General features: G+C 63.4%; 16 protein-coding genes. 10 read left to right on the plus strand and 6 right to left on the minus strand.

Annotated features, from left to right (window positions below; all coding sequences use genetic code 11):
* Nucleotides 1–6 precede the first annotated feature (6 nt).
* The 5 genes from gmd (at nt 7) to KVG96_RS05355 (ending at nt 6,307) form a co-directional block, all read left to right on the plus strand.
* Nucleotides 7–1,038, plus strand: coding sequence for a GDP-mannose 4,6-dehydratase (gene gmd, locus KVG96_RS05335; RefSeq protein WP_085578028.1), 1,032 nt, complete (start codon nt 7–9; stop codon nt 1,036–1,038).
* On the plus strand, nt 1,038–1,934 hold the full coding sequence (locus KVG96_RS05340; protein ID WP_217891107.1) for a GDP-mannose 4,6-dehydratase: 897 nt from the start codon (nt 1,038–1,040) through the stop codon (nt 1,932–1,934). Before gmd ends, KVG96_RS05340 begins: the two co-directional genes overlap by 1 nt.
* Nucleotides 1,935–3,080, plus strand: a complete 1,146-nt coding sequence (locus KVG96_RS05345; protein WP_217891108.1) for a glycosyltransferase family 4 protein — start codon at nt 1,935–1,937, stop codon at nt 3,078–3,080.
* Nucleotides 3,077–4,192, plus strand: coding sequence for a glycosyltransferase family 4 protein (locus tag KVG96_RS05350; protein ID WP_225927216.1), 1,116 nt, complete (start codon nt 3,077–3,079; stop codon nt 4,190–4,192). The genes KVG96_RS05345 and KVG96_RS05350 overlap by 4 nt, the downstream gene beginning before the upstream one ends.
* A gap of 105 nt (nt 4,193–4,297) precedes the next feature.
* A complete protein-coding gene (locus KVG96_RS05355; RefSeq protein WP_217891109.1) occupies nt 4,298–6,307 on the plus strand; it encodes an acyltransferase family protein in 2,010 nt (669 codons plus the stop codon).
* Nucleotides 6,308–6,420: 113 nt separating this feature from the next.
* Here the strand turns inward: KVG96_RS05355 and KVG96_RS05360 are convergent, their stop codons facing one another.
* The 6 genes from KVG96_RS05360 to KVG96_RS05385 form a co-directional block, all read right to left on the minus strand.
* Nucleotides 6,421–8,616 carry a hypothetical protein gene (locus tag KVG96_RS05360; protein ID WP_217891110.1) on the minus strand — a complete coding sequence of 732 codons (2,196 nt, stop codon included), beginning with the start codon at nt 8,614–8,616 and terminating at the stop codon, nt 6,421–6,423.
* Nucleotides 8,617–8,753: 137 nt separating this feature from the next.
* Nucleotides 8,754–10,949, minus strand: coding sequence for a hypothetical protein (locus KVG96_RS05365; protein WP_217891111.1), 2,196 nt, complete (start codon nt 10,947–10,949; stop codon nt 8,754–8,756).
* A gap of 6 nt (nt 10,950–10,955) precedes the next feature.
* Entirely contained in the window at nt 10,956–11,366 is a 411-nt protein-coding gene (locus tag KVG96_RS05370; RefSeq protein ID WP_256575487.1) for a GtrA family protein, read from the minus strand.
* Entirely contained in the window at nt 11,363–12,319 is a 957-nt protein-coding gene (locus KVG96_RS27675) for a WxcM-like domain-containing protein (RefSeq protein WP_217891112.1), read from the minus strand. The genes KVG96_RS05370 and KVG96_RS27675 overlap by 4 nt, the downstream gene beginning before the upstream one ends.
* Nucleotides 12,316–13,257 carry a glycosyltransferase family 2 protein gene (locus KVG96_RS05380; protein ID WP_217891113.1) on the minus strand — a complete coding sequence of 314 codons (942 nt, stop codon included), beginning with the start codon at nt 13,255–13,257 and terminating at the stop codon, nt 12,316–12,318. Before KVG96_RS05380 ends, KVG96_RS27675 begins: the two co-directional genes overlap by 4 nt.
* Nucleotides 13,254–14,351 (minus strand): DegT/DnrJ/EryC1/StrS family aminotransferase, encoded by a 1,098-nt coding sequence (locus tag KVG96_RS05385; RefSeq protein ID WP_217891114.1) that lies wholly within the window; start codon nt 14,349–14,351, stop codon nt 13,254–13,256. The genes KVG96_RS05380 and KVG96_RS05385 overlap by 4 nt, the downstream gene beginning before the upstream one ends.
* 424 nt (nt 14,352–14,775) lie before the next feature.
* Here KVG96_RS05385 and KVG96_RS05390 point away from each other — a divergent pair, with 424 nt between their 5' ends.
* The 5 genes from KVG96_RS05390 (at nt 14,776) to KVG96_RS05410 (ending at nt 20,324) form a co-directional block, all read left to right on the plus strand.
* Nucleotides 14,776–15,744: a UDP-glucose 4-epimerase family protein gene (locus KVG96_RS05390; RefSeq protein ID WP_217891115.1), complete on the plus strand. Its 969-nt coding sequence runs from the start codon at nt 14,776–14,778 to the stop codon at nt 15,742–15,744.
* A complete protein-coding gene (locus tag KVG96_RS05395) occupies nt 15,741–16,769 on the plus strand; it encodes an MraY family glycosyltransferase (protein ID WP_217891116.1) in 1,029 nt (342 codons plus the stop codon). Before KVG96_RS05390 ends, KVG96_RS05395 begins: the two co-directional genes overlap by 4 nt.
* A 106-nt stretch (nt 16,770–16,875) precedes the next feature.
* Nucleotides 16,876–18,870 carry a polysaccharide biosynthesis protein gene (locus KVG96_RS05400; protein ID WP_437180499.1) on the plus strand — a complete coding sequence of 665 codons (1,995 nt, stop codon included), beginning with the start codon at nt 16,876–16,878 and terminating at the stop codon, nt 18,868–18,870.
* 111 nt (nt 18,871–18,981) lie between these two features.
* Nucleotides 18,982–19,320 (plus strand): ComEA family DNA-binding protein, encoded by a 339-nt coding sequence (locus KVG96_RS05405; protein ID WP_217891117.1) that lies wholly within the window; start codon nt 18,982–18,984, stop codon nt 19,318–19,320.
* 209 nt (nt 19,321–19,529) lie between these two features.
* Entirely contained in the window at nt 19,530–20,324 is a 795-nt protein-coding gene (locus KVG96_RS05410; protein ID WP_217891118.1) for an SDR family NAD(P)-dependent oxidoreductase, read from the plus strand.
* Nucleotides 20,325–20,330: the final 6 nt, after the last annotated feature.

The following is a 20,330-nucleotide window of genomic DNA, read 5'->3' on the forward strand; positions in this document are numbered from 1 at the left end:
ATTCGCATGAAAGCTATCGTTACCGGCATTACTGGGCAAGACGGCGCCTACCTGGCGGAACTGCTGCTGGAAAAGGGCTACACGGTGTATGGCACCTACCGCCGGACCAGTTCTGTCAACTTCTGGCGCATCGAGGAGCTTGGCATCGACAAGCACCCTGAGCTGCATCTGGTCGAGTACGACCTGACCGACCTGTCGGCCAGCATCCGTCTGCTCCAGACCACCGGAGCGACCGAGGTCTACAACCTCGCGGCCCAGAGTTTCGTAGGCGTCTCCTTTGACCAGCCCCTGACCACCGGCGACATCACCGGCATGGGCTGCGTGAACCTCCTGGAAGCCATCCGGATCGTCAACCCGAAAGTGCGCTTCTACCAGGCGTCGACCTCCGAAATGTTCGGCAAGGTCCAGGCGATCCCGCAGATCGAAAGCACCCCTTTCTATCCGCGCAGCCCTTACGGCGTGGCCAAGCTGTACGCCCACTGGATGACCATCAACTACCGCGAGTCCTACGGCATCTTCGCCACCAGCGGCATCCTGTTCAACCACGAGTCGCCGCTGCGCGGCCGTGAGTTCGTGACCCGCAAGATCACCGACTCCGTGGCCAAGATCAAGCTGGGCCTGCTGGACAAGCTGGAGCTGGGCAACCTCGACGCCAAGCGCGACTGGGGCTTCGCCAAGGAATACGTGGAAGGCATGTGGCGCATGCTGCAGGCCGACGAGCCGGACACCTTCGTGCTGGCCACCAACCGCACTGAAACCGTGCGCGACTTCGTCACCATGGCGTTCAAGGCCGTCGGCATCGACCTGGCCTGGAGCGGTTCGGCCGAAGACGAGCAGGGCACCGATGCCGCGACCGGCAAGGTGCTGGTGAGCATCAATCCTAAGTACTACCGTCCGGCGGAAGTCGAGCTGCTGATCGGCAACCCGGCCAAGGCCAAGGCCACCCTGGGCTGGGAACCGAAGACCACCCTGGAAGAGCTGTGCCGCATGATGGTCGAGGCCGACCTGCGTCGAAATGAGAAAGGATTTTCCTTCTGATGAGTATTGCCGGTAAACGAGCGCTGATTACAGGAGTTCAAGGTTTCACCGGGCGTTACATGGCCGCCGAGCTCAAGGCCGGCGGCTATGAAGTGTTCGGGTTGGGTACCCAGCCCTCCGACGAGCCCGGGTACTTTCAAGCCGATCTGGCGGATGGCTCCGCACTGCGCGAGTTGCTGGCAACCATTCAACCGGATGTCGTGATCCATCTGGCGGCGCTGGCCTTCGTCGGGCATGGCGCCGCCGACACGTTCTATCGGGTCAACCTGATCGGAACCCGTCACCTGCTCGAAGCGATCGCGGCCTGCGGCAAGGTGCCTGACTGCGTGTTGCTGGCCAGCAGCGCGAACGTCTACGGCAATGCCTCCACCGGCTTGCTCAGTGAAGCGACGCTTCCGGCGCCGGCCAACGATTATGCGGTCAGCAAGCTGGCGATGGAGTACATGGCCCGCCTCTGGTTCGACCGCCTTCCGATCGTGATCGCCCGGCCGTTCAACTACACGGGTGTCGGTCAGGCCGACAGCTTCCTGTTGCCCAAGATCGTTGCGCATTTCCGTCGGCGTGCCGACAAGATCGAACTCGGCAACCTCGACGTCTCCCGGGACTTCAGCGATGTCCGCGCGGTGGTCAAGGCCTACCGTGGCTTGATCGAAGCCAGGCCCGTGGGGCAGACCGTCAACGTCAGTTCAGGCAAGAGCCATTCCCTTCGCGAAGTCATCGACATGTGTTCGGCATTCACCGGCCACAGCATCGAAGTCGAAGTGAATCCGGCCTTCGTCCGGGCCAATGAGGTGAAGATCCTGTGCGGCGACAACGCCCGGCTTCGCGAGCTGGTGAAGGGGTGGGAGACGCCGGCGCTGGATGAAACGTTGAGCTGGATGCTTTCGGCGGACTAAATGAAGCTAATCCTGTCTGTTGAGCCGATCCGCTTTCCGCTGACCGGCATCGGTCGCTATACCTACGAACTTGCGCTGAGGCTTCAGCAGAGTTCCGACATTTCAGACCTGCAGTTCTTTGCCGGTCGACGCTTTTTGCCAGAATTGCCCACGGCCGCCGACGAGTCCGGCAGCGGTTATGGCCTGAAGCGTGCGGTGCAGAAAAACTTCCTCGCCGTCGAGGCCTACCGGCTGCTGATGCCGATCCTGCGCAAGGCGGCGCTCAAGGGGCACGGCGATTTCCTGTACCACAGCCCCAATTACTACCTGCCGCCCTTCGCCGGGCGCAGCGTGGCGACGTTTCACGACTTGTCGCCCTTCACCTGGGCCCATTGCCACGCCCCGCAGCTGGTGCGCTACCTGCAGAAAGAGCTGAAGGCCACGTTGACCAGGGCCGATGCGCTGATCACCGATTCGGAGTTCACCCGCAGGGAGCTGGCCGACTATTTCAACTGGCCCATCGAGCGGATCCACACCGTGCCGCTGGCCAGTTCCCCTGAGTTCTACCCGAGGCCGCTTGCCGAGCTTGAGCCGGCCCTGGCCCGTTACGGCCTCAAGGCGAACGGTTACTCGCTGTTCGTCGGCACCATCGAACCGCGCAAGAACATCGAAACGCTGCTGGACGCCTACAGCCGTCTTCCGGTGGACGTGCGCACGCGTTGGCCGCTGATCCTCACGGGCTACCACGGTTGGCGCAGCGATGTGATTCACCAGAAGCTGGAAACCGCCCGGCGCGAAGGCTGGGCGCATTACCTCGGGTTCGTGCCGAGCGAGGATCTTCCCCTGCTGTTCGCCGGCGCGCGGCTGTTCGCCTTCCCGTCGCATTACGAAGGGTTCGGGCTGCCGGTGCTCGAGGCCATGAGTTCGGGCGTCCCGGTGGTGTGCTCCAACAGTTCGTCGCTGCCGGAAGTGGCCGGCGACGCGGCGCTGATGTGCGCACCGATGGACATCGACGGGTTGACCCGGTTGCTGGAACGGGGCCTGGTCGACGAAGCCTGGCGAGACATCGCGGTGGCCAAAGGCATGCAGCACGCGCAAGGGTTTTCCTGGGAGCGCTGCGCCCGGGAAACCCAACAGGTCTATCGAAGGGTCGTCGACGGAAAATGATCAAGGTTCTGCACTTCTTCAAGACCTACTACCCGGAAACGATGGGCGGGATCGAGCAGGTCATTTTCCAGATCGCCCAGGGCGGCGCCGGCCACGGCTTTTCCTCCGAGGTGCTTTACCTGAGCGAGCGGGGAGCCGCCCGGGGCGAAACGGTGGGCAATCACGTCACCCACCGTTCGAAGCTGGACCTGCACGTCGCGTCCACCGGGTTCTCGCTGTCGGCCTTCAAGGACTTTTCGCAGTTGGCGAAAGAGGCGGATGTGGTGCATTACCACTTTCCGTGGCCCTTCATGGACCTGGTGCATTTCGCGAGCCGCCACGGCAAGCCGGCGGTGGTCAGCTACCACTCCGACATCGTCAAGCAGAAGACCCTGCTCAAGCTCTACCAGCCGCTGATGAACCGCTTCCTGTCCAGCGTCGACTGCATCGTCGCCTCTTCGCCGAACTATGCGCAGAGCAGCCCGGTGCTGTCTCGCTTTAGCGACAAGGTCGAAATCATTCCTTACGGGCTGGATCGGGCCACTTATCCCGCCGTTCCCGAGGCGAAGCTCGCCGAGTGGCGGCGCAGGGTCGGCGAGAAGTTCTTTCTCTTTGTGGGGGCGCTGCGCTATTACAAAGGCCTGGATTACTTGCTGGAGGCCGCCAGGATCACCGGCTTGCCGGTGGTGATCCTCGGCGGCGGCCATGAGGAGGCCGAGCTGAAGGCGCAGGCGCAGCGCCTCGGGCTTTCCAATGTGCATTTCCTGGGAGGGCTGGGCGACGAGGACAAGGCGGCGCTGCTCACGCTTTGTCATGCGTTCGTCTTTCCCTCGCACCTGCGTTCCGAGTCCTTCGGCATTTCACTGCTGGAGGCTGCCATGTACGGCAAGCCGCTCATTTCCTGCGAGATGGGTTCCGGCACCACATTCATCAACATCGCCGGCGAAACGGGGCTGGTGGTGCCTCCCCGCGACGCTCAGGCGCTGGCGGCGGCGATGAGCACCCTGTGGCAAGACACCGAATTGGCCGAAGGCATGGGCAGACGCGCAATGCACCGTTACGAGTCCGTCTTTTCGGCCGACACGATGGTCGCCGCCTACGCGGCGCTCTATCGCAGGGTTTGCGCGAGATAGCGCCGGCCTGTCCGCCAATTGAACCTTCCGGCGGCCCTCAATGTCTTCAAGCCCGGACATACATCGAATCGCCTTCAAACAAGAACAGGGATATCAGGTAGAGCAATGACTGTACGAGAGGCTCAGGTTTCAACGTCGTCCGCCCGCATTTCGGGCATCCATGCACGGCATATCGGGTATCGGCCCGACATCGACGGCCTGCGGGCCGTGGCGGTCCTGTCTGTCCTGTTCTTCCACGCCTTTCCCACGATGCTGCGCGGCGGCTTCGTCGGCGTGGATGTTTTCTTCGTCATTTCCGGCTACCTGATTTCCAAGGTCATCCTGACGACCTTGGAGCGGGAAACCTTCAGCCTCGCCGACTTCTACTCCCGGCGCATCAGGCGAATCTTTCCCGCGTTGGTTCTGGTGCTGGGGTTCTCCCTGGCGTTCGGCTGGAACACGATGCTGGCGGACGATCTGGCTCAACTGGGCAAGCATGTCCTCGGCGGCGCGACCTTCGTCTCCAACTTCGTTCTGTGGAACGAGGCCGGTTATTTCGACAAGGCTTCGGAGCTCAAGCCGCTGCTGCACCTTTGGTCGCTTGGCATCGAGGAGCAATTCTATGTCGTCTGGCCGCTTCTGCTGTGGGCAGCATGGCGTCTGCGCATTCCGTTGCTGCCGCTTGTCGTCGCGGTCGGCGTCGCTTCTTTCGCCCTGAACGTCGCGGGCGTGCGAGAGCACGCGACGGCGACGTTCTACTCGCCGCTTTCCCGCGGGTGGGAACTGGTGGTCGGTGCGCTCCTGGCGTGTTTCGCATCCGGGGCCCGGTTCCGGCTGCCGGGGGCGCTCGGCGGCGGGCACGGCGCATCGATAGGGCGAACGATCCTTTCGGTCGTCGGGCTGCTGCTCATCGTGTATGCGGTATTCCGGATTCGGGACACGCTGCCCTTTCCCGGCAAGTGGGCGCTGATACCGGTTCTCGGTGCGGCATTGATCATTGCCGCGGGCCCTGGGGCCTGGGTGAACAGGGTTCTTTTGGGCAACCGTCTGATGGTGTCCATCGGGCTGATCAGCTTTCCTCTCTACCTTTGGCACTGGCCATTGCTGACGTTCGCCAGAAGCGCCTTTCCGGAGGGGTTGGCCTGGCCGGCGCGGCTGGCGGTGCTGGCGGTCAGTGCGGTGCTCGCGACGTTGACCTATCTGTACATCGAGCGCCCGTTCCGTTCGGGTTCGGGTTCGGGAGCGCGGGTCAAGGTCATCGGGCTGTGTGCTTCGATGTGTGTGGCGGGTGTGCTGGCCGGCGTCATGTTCAAGTCCGGCGGTTTCCCTTCCCGCTATCCGGAAATCATTCAGCGGGCGACCGAATACGATCTGGACGGTTATCGTGCGTCCCTGCGCAATCGCGTCTGCTTCATGGACCTGGGGCAGGACGCGTCGCAGTTTGCGCCGGAGTGCGTGGACGGGGGAGACAAACCCCTGTGGATGTTGTGGGGGGATTCAGGTGCCGCCGCTGTCTATTGGGGCTTTCGCGAGCTTTCCAATCGTTCCTCGGCCTTTCGTTTGGCACAGTTCACGACGTCTTCGTGTCCGCCGATCGTGGATTTCGAGGGGAAGAACCCGGACTGCAAGGGCAACAATCGGCGAGCCTTCGAAAAGGTGCGTGAACTGGTGCCTGACACCGTCATTCTCGCCGGCATATGGGAGTCCTATGACAAGGCGCTGCTGCCGGCCACGATCAGGCAGATAAAGGATGCGGGCGTGCGCAGGGTCATTCTGCTGGGGCCTGCGCCGGCCTGGAAGGACACGCCTTCGCGCATTGCCTTCAACTTGTGGAGCAACGACCCCCTGCACCGCGTCCCTTCCGAGCGGCTGGACTATGCGAAGTACGGACTGTCCGAAGGCGGCCAGGACAACCAGACCGACGCGGCGGAGCAGTACCTTCGCGACGTCGCCCAGCAGACGGGCGCCGTCTACATCTCGGTCATACAGAAAATGTGCAATGACGAGGGCTGCCTCATGCGGGAGTCGGCATCGAGCGGTGATGCCTTCTACCTCGACATTGTCCACCTGACGCCTCGGGGGTCGGACTTCGTCGTGAGGTCCATTGCGCGGGAGTTGGGTGTCGAAGAGCGCTAGCTGCGCTGCGGGGGTTGCCGACTGAAGCGCGCTGCCGGGCTTCGGTCGACAGGATCCGGCGTTGGCCGGCCGGCGCGCGTTTCAGCGGCCGGCGGGCAGGTTCCGTGGGGGTATCAGGGCTGCCGGGCGATATGGATGCCTTCGAGCCTTGCGGAAAGGCCGTAGTAGCTGTCGTCGGTCGGTGAGTCGAACTCCAGGAGGTTGTCGCCGTCTTTGAGCGCTCCGTGTGCGATCGTGGCCGAGAACGTACCGTCTGCACTCCACTGCAGCGCCAGCGGCTGGCCGTTGAGCGCAATCTTCATGCTGCTCCGGTCGGTTGTTCCGGCGAAGATCGTGAATCGGCCCTTGAGTTCGTAGGTGCGCTGGTCTTTGGGCTTGAACGGGAAGATGAGGCTTGAGTAGCGCTCGCTTTTCCATGCCGACGCGTGGTGATGGAAGCTGTTGATTTCCCATTCCGCTTCGCGCCAGCCGGTACCGTGGGTCGGTATCTCCATGCTCCACCATTTGCCGAACGTCCAGTCGTACCGGTCGGTGGCGACGGCGTCCTTGAAGCGGATGAAGCGTGTCTTTGCATTCAGCGTGTCGACAATGCTCTTGTAGCGCTTTTCGACTACGCCCTGAGGCACGGTTCGGGTGTCCTGTGGGGTCTCGTCGGACTTGCCGATCTCCACGGTGACGATCGACGCTTTCGGTATCACCAGGTTCGCAGGCTGGGGGGTGGCGGGGACGCCCGGTCCGCTGACCGAGGTCGGGTACTCGAATGTCCAGTCCTGTGCGCCTTCAACGCACCGTCCCTTGCGGCCCAGCGCGTCCGAACGCTGCCAATGCTTGCTCGGCAGGTGGCAGACCTGAATGCTCGAGACCGGTTTGTCGTACAGGAACGACAGCGACCCCGTCAGGCTTTCATCGATGAACATCCACGTGTGGTTCAGCCGGTTGCCGTGATCGAGGATCAGCAGCGTCTTGCCTTCGGTGTTTCCGTCGAACTGCCGGGCGATGTCGTTCAGTATGGCCGTCTGCGTCCGGGATATCTCGATGTAGTGATGGAACTGATAGAGCTGGAACGAAATGCCCGTGATGAAGAAAAAGCCGATGGCCGCACCGGTCAGCGCTTTGGAGAGGCTGAAGCCGCCGTTCAGTATCGCCGCCAGCAGCAAGGCCGCGCCTGGGGTCGCGAACAGGTAGGTCCTCTGGCTGATCGCAAGGTGGGCATTGGACGTCAGGAACGGGAAATAGCCGAGCAGGATCAGTATCAGGCCGGTGAGGGCGAGTCTGATGTTGAAGGCCATGGCGGACGAGTTCCGGGTGCCGGCCGGCTGTGCGTTGTCCTTTCGCAGGAGCGCCATGATGGCCACGGACAAGACAGCGCTTGCCGCGAGGACGTACCCGTAGTTGGCGAACTCTTCGGCAGTGATCCTCACGGCGTCGAACCACCCGCCCAGCGTGCTGCGCAGCAGACCGACGCTGAACAGTTTCGGATAGGTGAGCTTGAGCGTCGAGAGCAGGTCGGTGCCGACGACGCCGGCCTGATAGCTCTTGACCACGGCGGATGTGCGCAAGGCGTAGATCACATAGGCAGCGGGGCCGGCGACCCAGATTGCGTGCTCCGCCAGCTTCGGCCTGATCTGGGTCAGCGCCGTCACCAGGCCGTCCCGGGCAAAGAGCATCAGGGCCGGGATGCAGGCGAGCAGCAGCGAGGCCTCGTACATGAAGCACGCGCACGCAAACAGGGCGCTGGCCAATGCGCTGAGCAGGCAGGCGCGGAGCTTGTGCTTGAGCGACAGTCCATGCAGGAAAACGGCGCTGCCCAGCAAGGCCAGGCTGAGGGCCCAGTTGATGTGCACGCCCCTGAAGGAGAGCTGCATCGTGTCGGCCGGGTAGATGATGACCAGCACGCAGGCAATGACGCCCAGCTTCAGGCTGCCTGTCAGCTTCTCCATCAGGTAGCTGACGGAGGCGCCCTTTATCACCAGCGCGAGCATCAGCAGGAGATGCCAGTAGAAGAAGGAGTTGCTGTCCAACCAAAAGGCCAGGGCGTGGGGGAAGATCGTCAGCGGCCTTAAGGCGTGCGGTGCGAGCGGGCTGGAGGTGTCGGCGAAAAAGAAGACGCCATGTTTGATGAACAGGCCCAGGACGCCCCACTCTTCGATCAGGCCGGTCAGCGCGAAGCCGAACGGTAGCCACAGGATCAGCACCACCAGCGCCGCAGGGACGATGTGCGCAAGCCAGCGCCTTGAGGCGGGCTGAGGATCCGACGCGGCGAGAGGGGCAGGGGGCTGGGTGGGGTTCATTGACGGCCTGATGCTCATTGATGGTTCCATGGCGTTCTTGCAGATTTGAGGTTCCGGGACCCTGAACAGAGGCAGTCCCGGAAAAGTCTTGGTGGTTTCCATCATCCCGCTGGCAGGGGGCCGGTGGCGGAACGACTGCGGTCTTTGGCTTGCCTTTACTGTGCTTTCGCGATTTTTACCCAGTCCAGCCGGGCGGAGATTCCGCCGAGGGCGGCATCCACGCTTGAGAGAAATTCGAGGGTGTTGTGCCCGGCTTCCAGTGTCTGCGGCGGCAAATCACCGCTGAACTCACCGTTGGCGCCCCAGCGGAGCGCCACCGGGTGGCCGTTGACCCGTATCTGCATCTGCGTGCGGATCTGGTCGTTGGCGAAGCTGTTGAACGCTCCGCTGATCGCGTAGGGGGTTGAGGCGGGTGTCAGGTCAAAGACCAGCGAGGCGCGCGGCGCGTTTATCCATGCCGAAGCGTTATGGCGAAAACGCCGGGTCTCCCACTCGGTCTCCCGCCAGCCGGAACCGGCCATCGGTGGCGCCAGGCTCCACCATTTGCCGAAGTCCCAGTGGTACTCGTCATGGGCGCGGTGGCGGAACGTGATCAGGCCGAACCGAGGAGCGACGCCGGTTTCGGCGATGCCTTGCAGGCGAGTGGCGGTCGGCGACGCGCCGGACTCCAGCGTCTGGCGCCAGGCCTGAAGTTCAGGGGAGGCGGACGCCGTTGCCCCGTTGCCGACGTCGACCGTGACGACTTGCGAGCGCGGCAGTTTGCGGACTTGCGCGGCGGATTGCCCGTCGGCGTCGAGCGGTACCGGATAATGCAGGATCCAGCCTTCTTCGGTCTCTTCGCAGCGGCCTTTGCGTTGCAGCGGGTCGGACTGCTGCCATTCGTGGCCAGGCATGTAGCAGACTTCGATGGCGTCCACCGGCTTGCCGTACAGGTGGAACAGCACCGCGCTCAAATCGGCATTCAAGAACATCCAGTCGTGATTGAGTTCGTTGGAGTGGTCGAGAATGATCAGGGTCTTGTTGAGCGCATTGCCGTCAAAGTTGCGGACGATGTCGCTCAGTACCGATTGCTGCCGTTTTGAGATGTCGATGTAGTGCTGGAACTGAAAGAGTTGCGCGCCGAGCCCGGTGAAGACCATCAGGGCCGCGAGCGCGGCGGTGACGGCCCGGGAATGGCGGCGGACGATCAGCAGCGCGGCGATGAACACCAGCACGGCACCCGGTGCCGCGTACAGGAATGTCCTCTGGCTGACGCCCATGTGCGCGGGGTTGAAGATGAACGGCAAGTACCCCAGGCAGATGAGAAGGCATCCGGCCAGGATCATCCTGCCCGCCAGCATGGGCTTTGCCGGTTGCCGCAGTCCTGCGCCGGCCGTCTGCGCCGACGTTGCCGACACCAGCGCAATGAACCCGAGGATCGCCGCCGAGGCGAGGGCGATGTACCAGTGGCTGCCGATTTCGAGGACAGTGATCTGCAGGGCGTCGATCCAGCCGCCGAACAGGCTTCGTCCGATTCCCAGGCGCCAGAGCTTGGGAAAGTACTGTTTCAGGGAGGCGAAGGCGCTGTCGCCCACCACTGCGCTTTGGTAGCTGTGCACCAGCGGCAGGGTGTGGATCACATAGGCGACGTAGGCGACCGGGCCGATGGCCCAGATCAGGTGTTGCGGGTAATGCCGTTTGATGTGCGGGACGAGGCCTTTGAGGCCGACCTGGATGAAGACCGCGAACGCTGGGATGGCCGCCAGCAGCAACGCGACTTCGTACATGGCGCACCCCGCCGCCAGCAGGAGGCTGGCGAACGCGCTGAGCGCGAAGGCGCTGGCCCTGCCTCTTTGCTCCAGTGCCTGGAGCAGCAGGACGCAGGCCATCAATGTCAGGCTGAGGGCCCAATTGATGTGGATCGATCTGAACGACAGTTGCATGGTGTCGGCCGGAAACAGGATCACCAGCACGCTGGCCAGCATTCCCCATTTCAGGGAACCGGTGATGCGGGTGGTGATCAGGCTCATGCAGCAGCCTTTGATCACCAGGGCGATGATCAGCAGAACGTGCCAATAGTTGAAGGTGTCCGGATCCAGGGCGTACGCGATGGCATGGGGCAAAATGGTGAGCGGGCGCAGCGCGTGGGCCGGCATGGCGCTCGTGGCGTCGGTCAGGAAAAACACCCCGATCCGGCTGAACAGCCCGATGACGCCCCATTCCTCCAGCAGGCCGGTCAGGCTGAAACCGAACGGCAGCCATATGAAAAGGACCGTCAGCAATGCCGGGCCGGCGTGGGCGAGCCAGGCGGCTTTTTTGCCGTGCAGCGACGCCGGCGTCAGGATCGACGACTGCGGGAGGGGGGCGGTCATGGGGTGTCAGTCCTTCGAGGGTGTTGTTTTGTGGGTGGCCTTGAGGACGAACTTGTTCAACAGGTAGCTGCAGGGAAGCAGCAGCGCGATCACCAGTATCGGAGCGATCGCCTTGTGCAGGTGCAGGTGTTCAACCAAGAGGTTGAGCAGCAGCGCGCCGAGAAGGTACTGCACAAGGTAGATGGTCGGGTAGACGAGCATGCCGCTCCACGACTGCTGCACCTTGAACACGACCTTTGCATTGAAGAAGTAGGCGAAGACTATCCCTGCCGCGTAAGCGATCGCATAGGCGATCTGGTAGTCGATCCAGACGCTCAGCAGCAGGTACAGGCCATAGGTGAGCCCGGTGTTCAGGCCGCCGCCGATCAGGAAGCTGATCCAGCGGCGAACCTGCGGGTTGTCTTTCAGCGCGATCACGAGACGGTTTTTTTCGCGGTGAGCCGGGTGAACTCCGAGTAGTCCCGGATGTAGTCGTCCGCTTCGTAGTAGTCGGACGTGAACACCAGCAGCACGGCGTCATCCGAGTACTTGTACTGGATGCCCCAGGTCATCGGCGGCAGGTAGATGCCCTTGTCGGGTGCATCGAGCAGGACTTCGGCCCGGTTGGTGCCGTCGTCGACCACCACCGCGCAGCTGCCTTTGACGCAGATCAGGAACTGGTGGCATTTGTGGTGGGCATGTTCGCCGCGGGTCTTTTGGCTCGGGACGTTGAAGACCAGGAAGTAGCGCTTGGGCAGGAACGGGATTTCCTTGTGGAACTCGCCGACCGAGAGATCGCCGCGCATGTCGGTGATGTACTTGAAGCGGTGGGTGGTGACATCGCCCACGCCGATCCGCACCACGGCATCGTCTTGCTCCCGGGCCTTGGCGGCGGGGCTCTTGGCGGCGTCGCTGGAGGCGGAGTTCTCCACGTAGCCGGTGATGCGCGCCGGCGAACCGGTGACGATGGCATACGGCGGAACGGACTTGGTGACCACCGCGCCTGCGCCGACCATCGCGCCCGTGCCGATGGTGATGCCCGGCAGGATCACCGCGCCGCCGCCGATGGAGGCGCCGTCCTGGATCACGGTCTGCGAAAACGACTCCGGATAGACCTTCGAGCGCGGGAACTTGTCGTTGGTGAACGTGGCGTTGGGCCCGATGAAGACGTCGGAGCCGATCCGCAGGCCGTCCCAGACGTAGACGCCGGACTTGATGGTGGTGCGGTCGCCGATGATCACGTCGTTCTCGATCAGGGAGTGCGAGCAGACGTTCACGTCGTCGCCGATGACCGCGTTCTCGAAGACCACCACGTATTGCCAGATGCGCGTGTTCTTGCCGATCTTCTTGCTTTTGACGTCGGCGCTGGCGTGGATGAAGGGCTCAGTCACTTCAGGGGTTCCTTGTTGTCGAGTTGCATGCAAACGATCGCCAGCGGCCGTTGTTTGCTGTTTTCATAGGCGCGCCACGCATAGGTGCCGACCAGGCCGACCCCCAGCAGGTTCAAGGTTCCCAGCAGCAGCACCACCAGCATCGTCGCGGCGTAGCCAGGCACTTCGATGGCGCCGGACAGGCGGGCGACGATGACCATCAGGCCGATGAACAGTGAAATCATCGAACCCACCGCGCCCATCCGGGTCAGCAACCGGATCGGGTAGTCGGTGAAGGCGAAGATGCTGTCCATCATGTAGTCGAGTTTTTTCTTGAACGTCCAGGCTGATTTGCCTTCGAGGCGGGTCTGGCGCTCGTACTCGACGAACTTGCGGCGGAAGCCCAGCCAGAAGATCAGGGCGATCAGCGACGAGCGGGATTCGTTCAACTGCAGGAGCTGTTCGCGGAACGCCTTGTTGCAGCCGAAGATGTCGACCCCGCCCTTGGGCATGTCGTGCACCACCAGGCGCCGGTACAGGCCCCAGAAGATCGAGGAGGCCATGCGGCTGGAGAAAGGATCCTGCCGCGCGTTGCGGGTGCCGATGGCCACGTCGCACTCGTCGTTGGACAGCGCCTTGAAGAAGCTGATCAAAAGCTCCGGCGGCTCCTGAAGGTCCGCCGCCATCACGCCGAAATAGTCGCCCTTGGCGGCCATCAGGCCGGTGCGGATCGCCGGGAACGAGCCGAAGTTGCGCGAGTGGGCGAGCAGCTGGGCGCAGAAGGTCATGTCGCCCAGTGCGTTCTTCAGCATCGCGAACGATTGGTCCGGGCTGCCGTCGACCACGAACACGACTTCAAGCTGCTTTTCGAGCGAGTCGTTCATGTCCTCCAGGGCCTGGATCAGCCGAGGTATCGATTCTTCGTTCTTGTAGACCGGGACGATTACCGAATACTTCATGCCGCCCATCCGTTGACGGCGGCGATGACCTTGCTGACTTCGTCGTCGGTCATTTCCGGGTAGCAAGGCAGCGTGAGGATCTGCGAGGCCAGCCGCTCGGTGTTCTCCAGCGACACGCCGGCGAACTGCTCGCCGAACACCGGCTGGCGGTAGTCCGGGATCGGGTAGTGGACGTCGGAGGCGATCTGCGCCTCGCGCAGGTGCGTCTGCAGCGCGGTGCGCTTGGACGATTTGATGACGTACAGGTGGGCGACCGAGGCCTTGCCTTCGTCGGCGCCGTGGGTCACGTCGCTGTGACGGATTTCGCTGCGGTAGCGGGCGGCGATGTCGCGGCGGCGGGCGTTGCCTTCATCGAGATGGGGCAGGAGCTCGGACAGGATCGCCGCCTGCATTTCGTCGAGACGGCTGTTGCGCGCACCTTCCAGCTCGACGCAGTACTTCGAGGACCAGCCGTACTGGCGCAGTTGGGCCACGCGCTGGGCGATGCGGTCGGAATTGGTCACGACCGCACCGCCGTCGCCCAGGGCGCCGAGGTTCTTGGTCGGGTAGAAGCTGAAGCTCGACGCATCGCCGAAGGTGCCGACCCGCTGGCCGTCGCGTTCGGCGCCGTGGGCCTGGGCGCAGTCTTCCAGCAGCGGGATACGCTGTGCGGCGCAATACTCGGCGATGGCCTTGATCTCAGGGATGGCCAGGCCATAGAGGTGGGTGACGACCACTGCCTTGGCACCGGCCTCGACGGCTTGCTTGACGCTGTCCAGGGTGACGACGTGGGTGTCCGTGTCGACGTCCATGAAGACCGGCGTGGCGCCGACGGCCAGGGCCGAGGTGGTGGTGTACATGCCGGCGTTGGCGACCGTCGCCACTTTGTCGCCCTTGACCACGCCGAGCGCCTTGAGGGCCAGCTCGATGGCGTCGGTGCCGTTGGCGACGGTGATGCAATGGGCAGCGTTCAGGTATTGGGCGAACGCCGCTTCGAAACGTTTCACTTCCGGGCCCAGAACCACCCAGCCGCTGGCGACCACCCGCTGCACCGAAGAATTGATTTGCGATTGAAACTTTTCAATCTTCGCTGCGAGGTTGTTGATTTGCTGCATGGGTGCTCTCCATTTCGAAGCAAAAAGCGTGCGATATCTGGTTTTTTGACGGCATTGGCCGAAGTTATTTTGGGCGGGAACGCGTCGGCCACCCACCGGCGGGCGCACGATCCCTATTTCCGCACGGATTCTATCCGTACCCTGAGCCGGCTCCAACCGCCAATGCGCAATTTGGATCGGCGGGCGGCTGAGCCGCAACGGTGAACCGGACGGCGCAAGGGCGAAAATGAACGCGTCGGCGGGTCGGCGAGCCTCCGCCCTGCGACAAAGTGGCTAACCGTGCATCGATTCAATAAACTGCCGCCCTCCGGCCGTTTCCGGTTCAACGTTTCGGATTTCGGTGATGGCGGCAGGATGATCGCCGTTCAGCCAATGTATTCGCTGCCGTCTCTCCACTGATTTCCATGTTTCCCAAGGGGCGTCCATGCGATCCAAAACAATCCTGGTCACCGGCGGCAGTGGTTTTGTCGGGCGTGCGCTGATCGCACGGCTGGCGGCGCTGCCGTGTTCGGTCATCGCGCCGGTGCGGGATATGGCCACGGTCTTTCCGGCCAACGTGCGCAAGGTTCAGGCCGGCGACCTTGGGCCGGGGCAGGACTGGGCCGCGTCTTTGCAGGGTGTCGACTGCATCGTCCATGCGGCCGCGCGGGTGCATGTCATGCACGACACGGACGCCGATCCCCTGGCCGCCTTCCGCCAGGTCAATGTCGAGGGCACGGTCAACCTGGCGCGCCAGGCGGCTGCGGCCGGGGTCAGGCGCTTCGTCTTCGTCAGTTCGGTCAAGGTCAACGGCGAGGGCACGCCACCGGGCAGGGCCTACAGCGCCGATGACGCGCCGGCCCCGGCCGATCCTTACGGCATTTCCAAGCTCGAAGCCGAAACGGCATTGCTGGCCCTGGCCCACGCCACGGGGATGGAGGTCGTCATCGTCCGCCCGGTGCTGGTGTACGGGCCGGGCGTGAAGGCCAATTTCCTCAGCATGATGCGCTGGCTTGCCCGGGGCGTGCCGTTGCCGTTCGGCGCCGTGGACAACCGGCGCAGCCTGGTGGCCATCGATAACCTGGTGGACTTCATCGCCGTGTGCCTGGAGCACCCGGCGGCGGCCGGCCAGGTGTTCCTGGTCAGCGACGGCGAGGATCTCTCGACCACGCAGCTGCTGCGCAAACTGGCCGCCGCGCTCCAGGTGCGCGCGCGGTTGCTGCCGGTGCCGGTCGCGCTCATGCGCGCTGCGGCCACCGCGCTGGGGCGGCGCGACCTGTCGCAAAGGGTTTTCGGTTCCCTGCAGGTCGACATCGACAAAAACCGGCGCTTGCTGGGCTGGACGCCTCCGGTCAGCCTCGATCACGCCTTGGGCGCTACGGCGCAACACTTTCTGGACGCTCGCCAATCATGAATTACGGATGGTTCATTCCTGCCGTCGCGCTGGTTTCATTCCTGCTGACCTGGGCGCTTCGCCGCTACGCGCTGGCCCGCAGCCTGATCGACATTCCCAATGCCCGCAGTTCCCACTCGGTGCCGACCCCCCGGGGCGGTGGCGTGGCAATCGTGCTGGCGTTCCTGCTGGCACTGGGCCTGTTGCTGTGGGGCGGGCTGATGACTGTGGCGCAATTCGTGGCGATCGCGGGGGCAGGGGCCCTGGTGGCGGTCATCGGTTTCATGGACGACCACGGCCACATCGCCGCCCGCTGGCGTCTGCTGGGTCATTTCCTGGCGGCCGCCTGGCTGTTGTGCTGGATCGGCGGCCTGCCGCCAGTGCGCCTGGCGGGCGTCACCGTCGATCTGGGTGTGGTGGGCCACGTGCTGGCGGCGTTCTATCTGGTCTGGTTGCTCAACCTCTATAACTTCATGGACGGCATCGACGGGATCGCCAGCGTCGAGGCCATCTGCGTCTGCATCGGCGCCGGCCTGCTGGGCTGGTGGAGCGGCCTGCCGCAGTTGGCCTGGGTGTCGGCCTTGCTGGTGGCCAGCGTGGCGGGGTTCCTGTTCTGGAACTTCCCGCCTGCGCGGATCTTCATGGGCGATGCCGGAAGCGGGTTCCTGGGCATTGCGCTGGGCGGTTTGTCGCTTATGGCCGCAACGTTCGACGCCAATCTGCTGTGGAGTTGGCTGATACTGCTGGGCGTCTTCATCGTCGATGCGACGTTCACCCTGTTGCGCCGGCTGTTGCGGGGCGACAAGGTGTATGAGGCGCACCGCAGCCATGCCTATCAGTTTGCCTCTCGTCGGTTTGGCAGCCATTTGGCGGTCACGGCGACCGTCGGGGCGATCAATCTGCTCTGGCTGTTGCCTATTGCGGTGTGCGTCGCCCGTTTCGGGCTGGACGGCAGCCTGGGCCTGATCCTGGCCTATGCTCCCTTGTTGGTGCTGGCCATCAGGTTTCACGCCGGAGAACTTGAAAAAGCGCCGGCGAAGGACTAAGCAACAGTTCTGTCATAAGGGATTGGATTAAAGTGCGAGAGGCTCGGGGCCGGACCGCCGCGCCAACGTAACCGATCAAAGGAGGGCTGAGGTGTTTGAAGAGTTGATGGAAAACGTCAGAGCGCGCCTTCTGGGGCTTCCCCGGCGTCGCAAGCGTCTGATCCAGGTCAGCACGGACATCGTCCTGGTCTGGGTCGCCCTGTGGCTGTCCTTCATCGTCCGCCTCGGGATCGATGACATGTACAACCCCTTCAGGGTGCATTTCTGGTTGTTTGTCTGCGCCCCGGTGGTCGCCATCCCGCTCTTCATCCGCTTCGGCATGTACCGGGCGGTCATGCGCTATTTCGGCAACGATGCGCTGATCGCGATCATTAAGGCCGTGAGCCTGTCCTCGCTGATCCTGGCGGTGGTGGTGTACTGGTACAGCAACCACGAAGCGGTCGTGCCCCGTTCGGTCATCTTCAACTACTGGTGGCTGAGCCTGGTGATCATCGGCGGCCTGCGCCTGTGCATGCGCCAGTACTTCATGGGCGACTGGTTCACCGCCGCCCAGCACGTCCCGTTCACCAGCCGCGACAACGGGCTGACCAAGGTCGCTGTGTATGGCGCCGGCGTCGCCGGCAACCAGCTGGTGGCCGCTTTGCGCATGGGCAAGGTGATGCGTCCGGTGGCGTTCATCGACGATGACCCGAGCATCGCCGACCGCTCCATTTCCGGCCTGGTGGTCTACAAGCCCAAGCACATCCAGCAGATGATCGACGTGACCGGCGCGCAGGAGATCCTGCTGGCGCTGCCGTCCTCCACCCGTTCCCGCCGCCGGGAGATCCTCAACCTGCTGGAAGGCTTCCCGCTGCACGTACGCAGCGTGCCCAACTTCTCGGATCTGGCCAGCGGCCGCGTCAAGGTCGAAGACATCCAGGAAGTGGACATCGCGGACCTGCTCGGGCGGGATTCGGTGCCGGCCCAGCCTGACCTGCTCGAACGCTGCATCAAGGGCAAGACCGTCATGGTGACCGGGGCCGGCGGCTCCATCGGTTCGGAACTGTGCCGGCAGATCTTCGCGCTCGGCCCGACCGCGCTGATCCTGTTCGACCACAGCGAGTTCAACCTCTACAGCATCCTGTCGGAGCTGGAGAAGCGCGGCGCCCGTGAGTCGGTGCCGGTGCACCTGCTGCCGATCCTCGGCTCCATCCGGCATCCGCACAAGCTGCTGGACGTGATGAAGACCTGGAAAGTGGAGACCGTGTACCACGCCGCCGCCTACAAGCATGTGCCGATGGTCGAGCACAACATCGCCGAGGGTGTGCTCAACAACGTCATCGGCACGTTGAACACGGCCCAGGCCGCGCTGCAGTCGGGAGTGGCCAACTTCGTGCTGATCTCCACCGACAAGGCCGTGCGCCCCACGAATGTGATGGGCAGCACCAAGCGCCTGGCCGAACTGACCCTCCAGGCCCTGAGCCGGGAAGTGGCGCCGGTGCTGTTCGGCGACAAGGCGAACGTCTCGCGGGTCAACAAGACCCGCTTCACCATGGTGCGTTTCGGCAATGTCCTGGGCTCGTCCGGCTCGGTGATCCCGCTGTTCCACAGCCAGATCAAGTCCGGCGGGCCGCTGACCGTGACCCACCCGAAGATCACCCGCTACTTCATGACCATTCCCGAGGCGGCCCAGCTGGTCATCCAGGCGGGTTCCATGGGGCAGGGCGGCGATGTGTTCGTGCTGGACATGGGCGAGCCGGTCAGGATCGTCGAGCTGGCGGAAAAGATGATCCACCTGTCCGGCTTGAGCATCCGCTCCGAGCGCAATCCCCAGGGCGACATCTCCATCGAGTTCACCGGGCTGCGCCCCGGCGAGAAACTGTACGAGGAGTTGCTGATCGGGGACAACGTCGCGGCCACGCCGCATCCGATGATCATGACGGCCAACGAGGACCACCTGGCCTGGGATGTGCTGAAAAACCGTCTGAGCGACCTGCTGGCGGCGGTCGAGCAGGACGACTACTCGCGGGTGCGGCAGTTGCTGCGCGAAACGGTCAGCGGGTATTCGCCGGACGGGGAGATCGTCGACTGGATCTATCAGCAGCGCCGGCTCGAGCCCTGATTGTTTCATATCCTGTAACGCACGGGTTTTTGACAGGCCCGCTCCATTGTCTAAGTTTTGGGAAGCAGCTTCGGAGAAGCTGCTTTCCCAAATGATGATGGAGCGTCACTTATGCGTACCGGTTTTTTCTCTTCCCTGGTTTTTGCCCTGCTCACCAGCGCCTCGATCGCTGCGATCGCTGCGCCGTTGGCGAGCCCCGAAGCACAGAAGCCACCTTTGGCGAGCGTTGCGGCACAGGCGCCTGCCACCTCCGCCAAGGTTGACCTCAACGACGCCGATGCCGCCACCCTGCAAAAGGAACTGGCGGGTGTGGGGGAGGCCAAGGCGAAAGCCATTGTTGCGCACAGGGAAACAAACGGGCCGTTCGCCTCAGTGGATGAACTGCTGGAAGTGAAGGGCATCGGCAAGGCGATCCTGGATCGCAACCGCGACAGGCTGGAAGTGAACTAAGCTGAACGCTCATCGCCAAGAGGCCGGTCATTGACCGGCCTTTTTGCATTCCGGCACCGGGCAGATGGAGATCCGGGCGGGTGTTCGTCGGGTGGATTTAAATTACGGCTATCATATTGCTCTCTGATTATGCCTATAATATTTTCGCCATCCGAAGCCGTCCGGCCTCCGGAGGCGTTCATTCCCCAAGGTTCTGCAGGAGTACGGTCATGAATTCTCCAAAGTCTCAAGGTACGGCCCTCGTCACCGGCGCGTCTTCCGGCATCGGCGCGGTGTATGCCCAGCGGTTGGCGGCGCGGGGGTTCGATCTGTTGCTGGTGGCCCGTGACCAGGAGCGGCTGGAAAGCGCCGCCGTCAGGTTGCGCGGTGCCCATGGCGTCCAGGTCGAAGTGTTGAAGGCCGACCTGACGCAACAGGCCGATGTGCAGAAAATCGAGCAGCGCCTGCGCAACGACGCCGGCATCAGCCTGCTGGTCAACAACGCGGGCGTCGGCGCCAACGGTTCGCTGGCCGACGCCGATCCTGAGCAGTTGGAGCGGCTGATCCAGCTGAACATCACCGCCGTCACCCGGCTGGCCTCCGCCGCCGCGGCGGCGTTCGTCAAGGCCGGCCGCGGCACGATCGTCAACATCGCGTCCGTGGTGGCGCTGTTTCCCGAGCGTTTCAACGCCACCTACAGCGCCAGCAAGGCGTACGTGCTGAGCCTGAGCCAATCGCTGAACGCGGAGCTCGACGGCACCGGCGTCAAGGTGCAGGCGGTGTTGCCCGGCGTCACCCGCACCGAAATCTGGGAGCGCTCCGGGATCGACGCCAGCGGCATTCCGGATGAAATGATCATGGAGGCCGGCGAGATGGTGGATGCGTCTCTGGCGGGGCTGGACCAAGGTGAACTGGTGACCATTCCGTCCCTGCCGGACGCCGGCGAATGGCAGGCCTTCGTCGCCGCGCGCCTGGTGATGGCGCCGAACCTCTCCCACCGTTCGGCGGCCGGACGCTACAAGTAAGACCTT

The sequence above is a fragment of the Pseudomonas ekonensis genome (assembly GCF_019145435.1).
Lineage (GTDB): Bacteria > Pseudomonadota > Gammaproteobacteria > Pseudomonadales > Pseudomonadaceae > Aquipseudomonas > Aquipseudomonas ekonensis.